The 11,502-nt window shown below is 63.1% G+C and carries 13 protein-coding genes and 1 tRNA gene; 12 read left to right on the top strand and 2 right to left on the bottom strand.

Going from position 1 to position 11,502, the window contains the following annotated elements:
- Window positions 1-81: 81 nt before the first annotated feature.
- Window positions 82-168: transfer RNA gene (locus ECTOBSL9_RS16025), tRNA-Leu, on the bottom strand.
- 106 nt (window positions 169-274) lie between these two features.
- On the opposite strand from ECTOBSL9_RS16025, the gene queA reads away from it, so the two are divergent.
- The 5 genes from queA to secF are packed head-to-tail and all read left to right on the top strand — an operon-like array spanning window position 275 to window position 5,664.
- Entirely contained in the window at window positions 275-1,321 is a 1,047-nt protein-coding gene (gene queA / locus ECTOBSL9_RS16020; RefSeq protein WP_063465895.1) for a tRNA preQ1(34) S-adenosylmethionine ribosyltransferase-isomerase QueA, read from the top strand.
- Window positions 1,311-2,426, top strand: coding sequence for a tRNA guanosine(34) transglycosylase Tgt (tgt, locus tag ECTOBSL9_RS16015; protein WP_063465894.1), 1,116 nt, complete (start codon window positions 1,311-1,313; stop codon window positions 2,424-2,426). The genes queA and tgt overlap by 11 nt, the downstream gene beginning before the upstream one ends.
- 59 nt (window positions 2,427-2,485) lie before the next feature.
- Entirely contained in the window at window positions 2,486-2,815 is a 330-nt protein-coding gene (gene yajC / locus ECTOBSL9_RS16010; protein ID WP_025282041.1) for a preprotein translocase subunit YajC, read from the top strand.
- A gap of 34 nt (window positions 2,816-2,849) precedes the next feature.
- A complete protein-coding gene (gene secD, locus ECTOBSL9_RS16005) occupies window positions 2,850-4,712 on the top strand; it encodes a protein translocase subunit SecD (RefSeq protein WP_063465893.1) in 1,863 nt (620 codons plus the stop codon).
- Window positions 4,713-4,725: 13 nt separating this feature from the next.
- The gene (gene secF, locus ECTOBSL9_RS16000) at window positions 4,726-5,664 is read left to right on the top strand and encodes a protein translocase subunit SecF (protein ID WP_063465892.1); all 939 of its coding nucleotides are present in this window, start codon (window positions 4,726-4,728) and stop codon (window positions 5,662-5,664) included.
- 72 nt (window positions 5,665-5,736) lie between these two features.
- On the opposite strand, the gene ECTOBSL9_RS15995 is transcribed toward secF, so the two are convergent.
- A complete protein-coding gene (locus ECTOBSL9_RS15995; RefSeq protein ID WP_063465891.1) occupies window positions 5,737-6,531 on the bottom strand; it encodes an inositol monophosphatase family protein in 795 nt (264 codons plus the stop codon).
- Between the two features lie 85 nt (window positions 6,532-6,616).
- Here ECTOBSL9_RS15995 and trmJ point away from each other — a divergent pair, with 85 nt between their 5' ends.
- The 7 genes from trmJ (at window position 6,617) to hscB (ending at window position 11,497) form a co-directional block, all read left to right on the top strand.
- On the top strand, window positions 6,617-7,384 hold the full coding sequence (trmJ, locus tag ECTOBSL9_RS15990) for a tRNA (cytosine(32)/uridine(32)-2'-O)-methyltransferase TrmJ (protein WP_082830010.1): 768 nt from the start codon (window positions 6,617-6,619) through the stop codon (window positions 7,382-7,384).
- 97 nt (window positions 7,385-7,481) lie between these two features.
- Window positions 7,482-8,288, top strand: a complete 807-nt coding sequence (gene cysE / locus ECTOBSL9_RS15985) for a serine O-acetyltransferase (RefSeq protein ID WP_063465890.1) — start codon at window positions 7,482-7,484, stop codon at window positions 8,286-8,288.
- A gap of 56 nt (window positions 8,289-8,344) precedes the next feature.
- Window positions 8,345-8,854: a Fe-S cluster assembly transcription factor gene (locus tag ECTOBSL9_RS15980; protein WP_025282035.1), complete on the top strand. Its 510-nt coding sequence runs from the start codon at window positions 8,345-8,347 to the stop codon at window positions 8,852-8,854.
- Window positions 8,855-8,899: 45 nt separating this feature from the next.
- Window positions 8,900-10,123: an IscS subfamily cysteine desulfurase gene (locus tag ECTOBSL9_RS15975; protein WP_063465889.1), complete on the top strand. Its 1,224-nt coding sequence runs from the start codon at window positions 8,900-8,902 to the stop codon at window positions 10,121-10,123.
- A 35-nt stretch (window positions 10,124-10,158) separates the two neighbouring features.
- Window positions 10,159-10,569 (top strand): Fe-S cluster assembly scaffold IscU, encoded by a 411-nt coding sequence (gene iscU / locus ECTOBSL9_RS15970; protein ID WP_063465888.1) that lies wholly within the window; start codon window positions 10,159-10,161, stop codon window positions 10,567-10,569.
- 36 nt (window positions 10,570-10,605) lie between these two features.
- The gene (iscA, locus tag ECTOBSL9_RS15965; RefSeq protein WP_063465887.1) at window positions 10,606-10,929 is read left to right on the top strand and encodes an iron-sulfur cluster assembly protein IscA; all 324 of its coding nucleotides are present in this window, start codon (window positions 10,606-10,608) and stop codon (window positions 10,927-10,929) included.
- Window positions 10,930-10,951: 22 nt separating this feature from the next.
- Complete coding sequence (hscB, locus tag ECTOBSL9_RS15960) at window positions 10,952-11,497, top strand: Fe-S protein assembly co-chaperone HscB (protein ID WP_063465886.1); 546 nt, start codon at window positions 10,952-10,954, stop codon at window positions 11,495-11,497.
- The last annotated feature ends 5 nt before the right edge of the window (window positions 11,498-11,502 follow it).

The following is an 11,502-nucleotide window of genomic DNA, read 5'->3' as shown; positions in this document are numbered from 1 at the left end:
CGAAGCGGTGGACCGTCACTGTGCTCAGGTCCGCTCGAAGACCCGCCTATTCCACGGTGTGCCGCTTGGGCTGGATTCGTTTGGTGCCGGGAGCGAGAATCGAACTCGCACTCTGTTGCCAGAACCGGATTTTGAGTCCGGCGCGTCTACCAGTTCCGCCATCCCGGCTGAATCCAATCCGGCATTATAGTGATAATCTTGGGGCAAGGATAGCCCTTGTGGGTGGATTTGGTGTGGTCGCCCCCTGGCCCCAATCCTGCTACCATCGCGCGCCATGCAGGTCAGCGACTTCGACTTTTTCCTCCCCCAGGAACTCATTGCCCAGACCCCGTTGCCCGATCGCGGCGGGGCCCGTTTGCTGTGCCTGGATGGGCCCACCGGGCAGGTGACCGACCGGCAGATTCGTGATCTTCCCGAACTGTTGTCCCCCGATGACCTGCTGGTGTTCAACAACACCCGCGTCATCCCCGCTCGCCTCAAGGGCCGCAAGATTGAAACCGGCGGTCAGGTGGAGGTCCTGGTGGAGCGCATCACCGGCCGCCAGACAGCGCTGGCCCATGTGCGGGCCAGCAAGTCCCCCGGGGTGGGCACGCGGCTGTGTCTGGAGGGTGTGGTGGAGGCCACCGTGGAAGGTCGGGACGGAGACCTGTTCAGGCTCGCCTTCGACGGCCCGGTGCTGGATCAACTTGAACAGCACGGGCACATGCCCCTGCCTCCCTATATAACGCGGGAAGATACACAGGAAGACCGCCAGCGCTACCAGACCGTGTTCGCCCGGGAGCCAGGCGCCGTGGCCGCCCCCACGGCCGGGCTGCATTTCGATGAGGCGCTATTGGAAGCCATCCGCGCCCGGGGTGTGGAAACCGCCTCGGTGACCCTGCATGTGGGGGCCGGCACCTTTCAGCCGGTGCGAGTGGCCGATACCCAGGATCATGTGATGCACGCGGAATGGGTGCGGGTCACCCAGGCGACCTGCGATCAGGTGGCCCGCTGCCGGGCCCGGGGCGGGCGTGTGGTGGCGGTGGGTACCACCAGCGTGCGTTGCCTGGAGACCGCCGCAGCAGGTGGCGAGCTGATTCCCTTCGGAGGCGACACGCGCTTGTTCATTACCCCCGGCTTTGAATACCGGGCCGTGGATGCCATGGTCACCAATTTCCATCTGCCCCAGTCCACGCTGCTGATGCTGGTCTGTGCCTTCGGCGGCCAGGCGGCGGTGCTGGCCGCCTATCAACATGCGGTACGTCAGCAGTACCGGTTCTTCAGTTACGGGGATGCCATGTTCATCACTGCCCAACACGGGGCCCAGCACGATGCAGTTTGAGTTATTCGGCCAGGATGGCGCCGCGCGCCGCGGGCAGCTTCGCTTTGATCGCGGCACGGTGGAAACGCCGGCCTTCATGCCCGTGGGCACCTACGGCACCGTGAAGGCCATGACCCCCGAGGAGTTGGAGGGCCTGGGGGCAGAGATCATCCTGGGCAACACCTTCCATCTCATGCTCAGACCCGGCACGGATGTGATCCAGGCCCATGGGGATCTGCACGATTTCATGCACTGGGAACGCCCGATCCTGACGGATTCGGGCGGCTTTCAGGTGTTTTCCCTGGCGGAACTGCGCAAGATCACCGAGGAAGGCGTGCGTTTCCGCTCCCCGGTGGACGGCTCCCCCATCCTGCTCACCCCTGAGCGGTCCATGGAGGTTCAGCGGGCGCTGGGCTCGGACATTGTCATGATCTTCGATGAGTGCACGCCGCACCCGGCCACCGAGGATCAGGCACGGGAATCCATGGAGCTCTCCCTGCGCTGGGCGGCTCGCTCCCGTCAGGCCCACGGCGATAACCCATCGGCCCTGTTCGGGATCGTTCAGGGCGGCATGTACGACGGATTGCGCCGCCGCTCCCTGGAAGGCCTGATGGAGATCGGTTTCGACGGCTATGCCATCGGTGGCCTGTCCGTGGGCGAGACGGAAGAGGAACGTCACCGGGTGCTGGATGGTCTGATGCCACACATGCCGGTGCAGCGGCCCCGCTATCTCATGGGCGTGGGGCGGCCCGAGGACATCGTCGAGGCGGTGCGGCGCGGGGTGGACATGTTCGATTGCGTGATCCCTACCCGCAATGCCCGCAACGGTTTCCTGTACACCCGCGAGGGCGTGATGCGTATTCGCAATGCCCGTTTTCGGGATGACACCGGGCCCATCGACCCCCATTGCGACTGCTACACCTGCCGGAACTACTCCCGTGCCTATCTCAAGCATCTGGACAAGTGCAACGAGATGCTGGCCAGTCGCCTGGCCACCATCCACAACCTGTACTTCTACCAGACCCTGATGCGGGAGATGCGCGAGGCCATCGCCCGGGGGCAGCTGCAGGAATGGGTGACCGAGTTCTATTCGCGGCGCGCGCAAACCCTACGGTCTATGCCATAATGCCGGGCTTTCAAGGGCCCAAACCCTGTCGATCTGTCAACTGCTAAGGAGTCCCACGCATGAACTTCCTCATTTCCGACGCGTATGCCCAGCAGGGCCAGGCCGCCGGAGGCGGTTTCATCGAATTCCTGATCATGATCGTTATTTTCTTTGCGATCATGTACTTCCTGATCATCCGCCCGCAAAGCAAGCGCGCCAAGGAACACAAGGCGATGGTGGACGGCCTGAACAAGGGCGACGAGATCGTCACCCAGGGCGGCCTGGTGGGCAAGATCACCCAGGTGACCGACAACTTCATCAAGGTGGAGGTGTCCGAGGGCAACACGGTGAATGTTCAGCGCCAGTCGGTGGCCACCGTTCTGCCAAAAGGCACGATGAAGGACATCTGATCCTCCACGTCGATCTCCCAACGCTGGTCTTGTCATGAACGCTTATCCTTCCTGGAAGTACCTGCTCATCGTCGTCGTGATCCTGGTGGGCCTGGTCTATTCGCTGCCCAACCTGTTCCCGGAGGATCCGGTGGTGCAGATCGCCCACTCCGTCACGGACGAAGTGGATGAGGACACCCGTGGGCAGATCCGTGCGATCCTGGAAGGGCGTGGTGTCGACATCAAGGCCGAGGAGTTCGACGGCAGCCAGATGATGCTGCGGTTCGATTCCACCGATGATCAGATGCGCGCCGCAGACATCCTGCGTAACGTGCTCTCTGATCAGCACTCCGTGGGACTGAACCTGGCCCCCGCCACACCCAACTGGCTGCGGGCCATCAACGCCCGGCCCATGTCCCTGGGGCTGGACCTGCGCGGGGGCGTCCACTTCCTCATGGAAGTGGACATGGACGCCGTTGGCGACAATGTGGCCGAGCGCTATACCAGCGAGTTCCGCACCGTGCTGCGTGACGAGCGCATTCGCTATCTGGCCGTGGAGCGGGATGGCAGCACCGTGGAGGTGCGTTTCGAGGATCAGGCCAGTCGGGACGAGGCCCGTGACCTGCTGCGGCGGGAGTATCGCGGCGACCTGGATTTCAGCACGCGTCGCTCCGGTGATGTGCATATCCTCACGGCCACCATCAGCAGCGACCAGCTGGACGCCCAGCGGCGCCTGGCCCTGCAGCAGAACATCACCACCCTGCGTAACCGGGTGGATGAGCTGGGCGTGGCCGAGCCGGTGATTCAGCAGCAGGGCGAGGACCGTATCGTGGTCCAGCTGCCCGGCGTGCAGGACACCGCCCGGGCCAAGGAAATCCTGGGGGCCACGGCTACCCTGGAGTTCCGTCTCGTGGATGAATCGAATGACCCGTATGAGGCCGAGGAGACCGGTCGCGTACCGGCCAACTCACGGCTCTATTACGAACGTGACGGCAATCCGGTGCTGCTGCAGCGCCGGGTGATGCTCACCGGTGATTTTATCAACGATGCCAGTTCCGGCATCGCTCAGGACACCGGCGGTGCGGCGGTATTCATCAACCTGGACGGCCAGGGCGCACGCATCTTCAGTCGGGTGACCGGCGAGAACATCGGCCGCCTCATGGGCGTGGTCTTCATCGAGACCACCACCGAGACGGTGGAGGAAGACGGCGAAATGGTCCGTCAGACCACCCGCTCGGAAGAGGTCATCAACGTGGCTCGCATCCAGGACCAGTTGGGTCGCCGCTTCCAGATCACGGGTCTGGACAGCACCCGCGAAGCCCGCAATCTGGCCCTGCTGCTGCGCGCCGGCGCCCTGGCCGCGCCCATGAGCATTGTCGAGGAACGTACCGTCGGGCCCAGCCTGGGGCAGGACAACATCGAGCGGGGTTTCAACTCGGTGATCATCGGCTTTGCGCTGGTGCTGGTCTTCATGGCGCTTTACTACCGGGCATTTGGCCTGGTGGCCAACGTGGCGCTCACCCTGAATCTGGTCCTGATCGTGGCGATACTGTCCATGTTGCAGGCCACGCTTACCTTGCCAGGGATTGCCGGTATCGTGCTCACCGTGGGCATGGCCGTGGACGCCAACGTCCTGATCTTCGAACGAATACGTGAAGAAATCAGGAACGGCAATTCACCACAGGCCTCCATACAGGCGGGCTATGCGCGGGCACTTTCCACCATTGCGGACGCCAATATCACGACGCTGATCGCGGCGCTGGTGCTGTTCATGTTTGGCACCGGCCCCATCAAGGGCTTCGCCATCACCCTGTCCATCGGCATCCTGGTGTCCATGTTCACGGCCCTGCTGGTGACCCGCGCCATCATCAATCTGACCTATGGTCGTCAGCGTCGCCTCAAGACGCTGTCCATCTGAAGGCGACAAGCCCATGAAGCTCAATTTCGCCAACGCCAATATCGACTTCCTGGGTCAGCGGCGCATCGCCCTGACCATTTCGGTCATCCTGCTGGTGGGCTCCATCCTGCTGCTGGCCTTTCGCGGGCTGAACTTCGGGATTGATTTCACCGGCGGTACCCTCATCGAGGTGGGCTACCCGGATGCCGTGGAGCTGGAGGAGATCCGCGACCAGCTGGAGGCCGGAGGGTTTGAACGGGCCACGGTGCAGAACTTCGGCACTTCCCGGGATGTGCTGATCCGTCTGGCGCCCCGGGAAGGGGAGGCCAGTGCGGAGCTCTCGGAGGAGGTGCTGCAGGTTCTGCGCAGTGGTGGGCCTGAGGGCGTGGATCTGCGTCGAGTGGAGTTCGTCGGGCCCCAGGTGGGCGACGAGTTGCGCGAGCAGGGTGGCCTGGCCATGCTCTATGCCCTGTTCGGCATCCTGATCTACGTGGCCCTGCGCTTTGAGTGGCGGTTCTCCCTGGGGTCCGTGGCGGCACTGGTGCACGATGTGACCATCACGCTGGGGATCTTCTCATTGTTCTGGCTGGAGTTTGACCTGTCGGTGCTGGCGGCCATCCTGGCGGTCATCGGGTATTCCCTCAACGACACCATCGTGGTGTATGACCGTATCCGGGAAAACTTCCGGCGACTGCGCAAGGACGCCGTGGAGAAGGTCATGAACAAGTCCGTGAACCAGATCCTGTCGCGGACCATCATCACCAGTTTCACCACGTTGCTGGTGCTGTTCTGCCTCTTCCTGCTGGGTGGGGCGGTCATTCAGAACTTCGCCCTGGCCTTGATCATCGGTGTGCTGGTGGGGACCTATTCGTCCATCTACGTGGCCGCCGCTCTGGCGCTGGTGCTGGGTGTGGATCGCACGGTGATGCTGCCGGTGAAGAAGGAAGGGGAGGAGCTGGACGAGCAGCCGTAAGGCTCGCTCCAACGAAGGGGGACGGATTTAAATCCGTCCCCCTTCGTTGCTGGATCCGTCCCCAAGCGCCACTCACCCCTCCCGGTTCACCACCGGATGCAACCGCTGCAGCATGGCCTTGAACACCTTCGGGCCGGCAGCTACCACGTTGCCGGTCGTGAGGTACTCCGGGCCGCCGCGCAGGTCGCCCACCAGGCCGCCAGCTTCCTGGATCAGCAGCACGCCGGCGGCCATGTCCCATTCATTCAGACCGATCTCCCAGAAACCGTCCAGACGCCCGCAGGCCACATAGGCCAGGTCCAGGGCGGCGGAGCCGGGGCGGCGCACGCCGGCGGTGCCGGGCAGCAGGGCCTTGAGGGTGCGCAGGTAATAGTCCAGGTCCTGATCCTGACGGAAGGGGATGCCGGTGCCCAGCAGGGTGCCGTTGAGGTCCTTGTGCTGGGTCACCCGGATGCGACGATTGTTCAGGAAGGCGCCGGCACCCCGGGTGGCCACGAACAACTCTTCCTTGATGGGGTCGTACACCACTGCCTGCTCCAGGCGTCCGCGCTGCTTCAGGGCAATGGAAACGGCGAGCTGGGGGATGCCATGGATGAAATTCGTGGTACCGTCCAGGGGGTCGATCACCCAGACGAACTCCCGGTTAATATCATGCTCGCCGCTCTCCTCGGCCATGATGCCGTGGTCCGGGTAGGCACGCTGGATCACGCGGATGATCTCCCGCTCGGCGTTGCGATCCACTTCCGTGACAAAATCGTTAGGCTGCTTGTCCTGGATCTGCAGGCTGTCCACCCGGTTGGCACTGCGGGCGATGACCTGGCCCGCGGCACGGGCGGCCTTGATGGCGGTGTTTAAAAACGGATGCATGGCGAGGGTGTCCGACTGATTTTGAAGGAAACGACGTCGTATCCGCGAAGGGTACGGGAAGATGGCGAACCATACACAACCCGCGATGACAATTGAAGCAACCCAAGACACAAACATCCTGAATGCCGTGCGCATCGTCCTGGTGAACACCACCCACCCGGGTAACGTGGGCGGGGTGGCCCGGGCCATGAAGAACATGGGGCTGAGTGATCTGCATCTGGTAAACCCCCAGGGCTACCCCAGTGCCGAGGCCACTGCCCGGGCCTCCGGGGCGGATGATCTGCTGGCCAGGGCCCAGGTGCATGAGGACCTGGATGCGGCGTTGGTGGGTTGTCAGCTGGTGCTGGGCACCAGCGCCCGGCAGCGCACCCTGCGGTGGCCCCAGTACGAACCCAGGCAGGCGGCCGCCGAACTGCTCACCGCGGCCGGATCAGGCCCCGTGGCATTGCTGTTTGGTCGCGAGCGCACCGGCCTGACCAACGAGGAGCTGGACCGCTGTCATGCCCTGGTGAACATCCCCGCCAATCCGGAATACAGTTCCCTGAATCTGGCGGCAGCGGCCCAGGTGCTCAGCTATGAGCTACGCATGACCGCCCTGGAAGGCCAGGCCGCCCAGACTCCGGCAGAGTCGGGCGGGGAATTGCCGGCGCCCCACGAGGACGTGGAGCGCTTCTACGCCCACCTGGAGGACACCCTGCGGGTGCTGGACTTCCTGGATCCGGACAACCCTCGACATCTGATGCGTCGCTTGCGCCGTCTGTTTGGTCGCGTTCGCCTCACCATCAACGAGGTGAATATCCTGCGTGGCATCCTTGCCCATACGGCCAAGGGCCGCAAGGACCCGGGGCCTTGATCGGCCAGGGGCCCGCCGTTCAACCGGTTTCGATCCCTTTCCCGTGAAGTAGTACAATGCGCTTTCCACACTGAGGAACTCGGGTACCAGGGAGCCTATGCTTCAGCGTCTGCGAGAGGATGTCCGCTGCGTCTTTGAACGCGACCCGGCGGCGCGTAACACCTTTGAGGTGCTCACCACCTACCCGGGTGTGCACGCCCTGCTGATCCATCGGGTGAGCCATTGCCTCTGGAGTCACGGTGTGCGCTGGCCGGCCCGCTTTCTGGCCTATTTCGGGCGCTGGCTAACCGGTGTGGAGATCCACCCGGGTGCCACCATCGGTCGGCGCTTCTTCATCGACCATGGCATGGGTGTTGTCATTGGCGAGACCGCCGAGATCGGCGACGACTGCACGCTGTATCATGGTGTCACCCTGGGTGGCACCACCTGGCACAAGGGCAAGCGTCACCCGAAGCTGGAAGACAATGTGGTGGTGGGGGCCGGCGCCAAGATCCTCGGACCCATCCGGATAGGCGAGGGGGCCCGCATCGGCTCCAATGCCGTGGTGCTCAAGAAGATCCCGCCCGGCGCCACCGTGGTGGGCATTCCCGGTCGCATCATTACCCCCCGCTCCGACGACCAGAAACGCCGCGAGGTCATGGCTCAGAAAATGGGGTTCGACGCCTACGGCATGACCGATGACATGCCCGATCCGGTGGCCGTGGCCATCAACCGCATTCTCGATCACCTGCACACCCTGGATCACCGTCTGGACGAGACCAGTCATGCCCTCAAGGAGATCGGGGGTGATGTGGACGATTCCCATATCCGCGAGATCGAACCCGGCGAGCTGGGCGGTCTGGCGCTGGATACCGAAGATGACCATGCGGAAACCAGCGTGCTGGATCGACGGAATAATACTTGACTAAAAAGATAGGGTATAGCTACTATACCCGGACGGATCATACGGGAGAGAGGGTAATGAGACTGACAACCAAGGGGCGCTACGCCGTCACCGCCATGCTGGACCTGGCGTTACACAATGACCAGGGGCCGATATCCCTTGCGGATATCTCCGGTCGACAGGGTATCTCACTGTCGTACCTGGAACAACTGTTCGCTCGACTGCGCAAGCGCGGCCTGGTGCTCAGCACCCGGGGCCCTGGCGGGGGCTACACCCTGAGCCGCCCGCCCAGTGAACTGGCCATTGCCGATGTGATCTCGGCGGTGGACGAAAAGGTGGACACCACCCGTTGTGGCGGCACGGTGGACTGCCAGAACAACGAGCGCTGCCTCACCCACGACCTGTGGTCCGACCTGAGCAGTCAGATCTATGATTTTCTCGCCAACATCACCCTGGGTGATGTGATGAAACGCAACGGTGTGCAGGAAGTGGCCGCACGCCAGGACAAGGCCATGGGTGGCCAGCCCGTGAGCATGCCCCGCGCGTCGGCTGCTCCGGTGAGCGCCGCGTCGGAATCGGTGGAATAGGGCTGGTTCCCAGCCACCTATGGGATCGTTTGTGAGGAGAGAGCAGTGAGCAATATCCAACTACCCATCTATCTGGATTACTCGGCCACCACGCCGGTGGATGAGCGCGTGGCCGAAAAGATGGTCGGGTTCATGACCCGCTCCGGTTGCTATGGTAACCCCGCCTCCCGTTCCCACAGCTTCGGCTGGACGGCAGAGAAGGCCGTTGAGACGGCCCGTGAGCAGGTGGCCGCCCTGGTGGGTGCCGATCCCCGGGAAATCATCTGGACCAGCGGCGCCACCGAGGCCGACAACCTGGCCATCAAGGGGGCGGCGCACTTTTACCAGAAGAAGGGTCGCCACATCGTCACCCTGAAGACCGAACACAAGGCCGTGCTCGACCCCTGCCGGCAACTGGAGCGCGAGGGTTTCGAGGTCACCTACCTGGATCCGGAACCCAACGGCCTGCTGGATCTTGGCAAGCTCGAAGCCGCCCTTCGGGAAGACACGATCCTGGTGTCCGTGATGCATGTGAACAACGAGATCGGTGTGATCCAGGATCTGGAGGCCATCGGCCATCTCACTCGTGCCCGGGGCATCGTGTTCCATGTGGATGCCGCCCAGTCCGCCGGCAAGATCCCTTTGAACCTCTCCTCCCTGCCGGTGGACCTGGCAAGCTTTTCCGCCCACAAGATCTATGGCCCCAAGGGCGTGGGTGCCCTGTACGTGTCCCGCAAGCCTCGGGTGCGTCTGGAGGCTCAGATGCACGGTGGTGGCCATGAGCGTGGTCTGCGCTCCGGTACCCTGGCCACCCACCAGATCGTGGGCATGGGCGAGGCCTTTCGCATCGCCGGTGAGGAGATGGACGCCGAAGCGGCCCATGTCCTCCAGCTGCGAGATCGCCTGTGGGCCGGCCTGAACGCCATGGAGGAGGTCTATCTCAATGGCGATCTGGAGCGCCGCGTGGCAGGCAACCTGAACGTGTCCTTCAACTTCGTGGAGGGTGAGAGCCTGATCATGGCCCTCAAGGACATTGCCGTCTCCTCCGGTTCCGCCTGCACCAGTTCCAGCCTGGAACCCTCCTACGTACTGCGCGCCCTGGGGCGTGATGACGAACTGGCCCACAGTTCCATCCGCTTTTCCATTGGCCGCTACACCACCGCCGAGGAAGTCGATTACACCGTGGACCTGGTCAAGGCCGCAGTGCAGAAACTGCGCGACCTGTCTCCCCTGTGGGAAATGCACCAGGAGGGGATCGACCTGAAATCCGTGGAATGGGTGGCCCACTGATCTCCCGCCAGATCTGAACATTGAGGTAAGCACACATGGCCTATAGCGACAAAGTACTCGATCACTACGAAAATCCCCGCAATGTCGGGGCAATGGACAAGAACGACACCTCCGTGGGTACCGGCATGGTGGGGGCCCCCGCCTGCGGCGACGTGATGAAGCTACAGATCAAGGTGAACGATGCGGGCGTGATCGAGGACGCCAAGTTCAAGACCTACGGCTGTGGCTCGGCCATTGCCAGCTCCAGCCTGCTCACCGAGTGGGTGAAGGGCAAGACCCTGGAAGAGGCGGGCTCCATCAAGAACACCCAGATCGCCGAGGAACTGGCCCTGCCGCCAGTGAAGATCCACTGCTCGGTGCTGGCCGAGGATGCCATCAAGGCCGCCATCGACGATTTCCGCAAGAAGGGCGGCAAGACCACCGATGCCGCGCAAGAAAGCGCGTAAATCCGTGAACTGATCAAGCAACGAAGGAGAACAGGCATGGCCATCCAGTTGACCGATACCGCCGCCCAGCGGGTGCGCACCTTCATGGAAAAACGCGGCAAGGGTGTGGGCCTGCGTCTGGGCGTGAAGACCACCGGATGCTCCGGCATGGCCTATGTGATGGAGTTTGCCGATGAACTGGAAGAGGGCGATACGGTATTTGAAGACAAGGGCGTGAAGCTCATCGTCAATCCGCGCAGCCTGGTCTATCTGGACGGCACCGAGCTGGATTACACCCGGGAAGGCCTGAATGAAGGCTTCAAGTTCAACAACCCCAACGAGTCTTCCCGTTGCGGTTGTGGCGAGAGCTTTGGCGTCTGACGGGCGTCACAGGAGCGCACAGGTGGATCTGGACTTCAGTCGCAATTATTTCGAGCTGTTTGGTCTGCCCCAGCGGTTTCGGGTGGATCAGCAGGCCCTGATGTCAGCCTACCGCGAGTTGCAGTCTGCCCTGCACCCGGACCGTTTTGCTCACTCGGATGACCAGGCCCGTCGGCTGGCAGTGCAGGGGGCCTCCCATGTGAACGAGGCCTACGCCACCCTCAAGGATGACGGCCTGCGGGCCCGCTATCTGCTGAGTCTCAAGGGCACGGGTGTGGACGAGGCAAAGGAATCCGCCCATGACCCACAATTTCTCCTGGAGCAGATGGAGCTGCGCGAGGCCCTTGAGGAGGTGGATCAGGCGGCCGATCCTCTGGCGGCGCTGGACGCCCTGAGCGCTGACATCGAAACCCGCTACACGCAGATGCTGGACGCCTTCGAGGCCGCCTTTGAAGCCAACGACCTGGAGGCCGCCCGACAGGAAGTCCTGAAGCTCCGCTTTTTCGACCGCCTGCGCGAAGAGGTTGCGCGCATCTCCGAGCGGCTTGAAGACCAACTGCTGGGCTGAGCCCA

It is taken from the genome of Ectothiorhodospira sp. BSL-9 (assembly GCF_001632845.1).
GTDB lineage: Bacteria > Pseudomonadota > Gammaproteobacteria > Ectothiorhodospirales > Ectothiorhodospiraceae > Ectothiorhodospira.
Note: the sequence above shows the minus strand (reverse complement) of the source record. Positions and strands in the feature narration are given on the sequence as shown.

Coding starts and splice junctions, on each gene's coding strand:
- queA (WP_063465895.1), top strand. CDS start 275: ATGCAGGTCAGCGACTTCGACTTTTTCCTCCCCCAGGAACTCATTGCC.
- tgt (WP_063465894.1), top strand. CDS start 1,311: ATGCAGTTTGAGTTATTCGGCCAGGATGGCGCCGCGCGCCGCGGGCAG.
- yajC (WP_025282041.1), top strand. CDS start 2,486: ATGAACTTCCTCATTTCCGACGCGTATGCCCAGCAGGGCCAGGCCGCC.
- secD (WP_063465893.1), top strand. CDS start 2,850: ATGAACGCTTATCCTTCCTGGAAGTACCTGCTCATCGTCGTCGTGATC.
- secF (WP_063465892.1), top strand. CDS start 4,726: ATGAAGCTCAATTTCGCCAACGCCAATATCGACTTCCTGGGTCAGCGG.
- ECTOBSL9_RS15995 (WP_063465891.1), bottom strand. CDS start 6,531: ATGCATCCGTTTTTAAACACCGCCATCAAGGCCGCCCGTGCCGCGGGC.
- trmJ (WP_082830010.1), top strand. CDS start 6,617: ATGACAATTGAAGCAACCCAAGACACAAACATCCTGAATGCCGTGCGC.
- cysE (WP_063465890.1), top strand. CDS start 7,482: ATGCTTCAGCGTCTGCGAGAGGATGTCCGCTGCGTCTTTGAACGCGAC.
- ECTOBSL9_RS15980 (WP_025282035.1), top strand. CDS start 8,345: ATGAGACTGACAACCAAGGGGCGCTACGCCGTCACCGCCATGCTGGAC.
- iscU (WP_063465888.1), top strand. CDS start 10,159: ATGGCCTATAGCGACAAAGTACTCGATCACTACGAAAATCCCCGCAAT.
- iscA (WP_063465887.1), top strand. CDS start 10,606: ATGGCCATCCAGTTGACCGATACCGCCGCCCAGCGGGTGCGCACCTTC.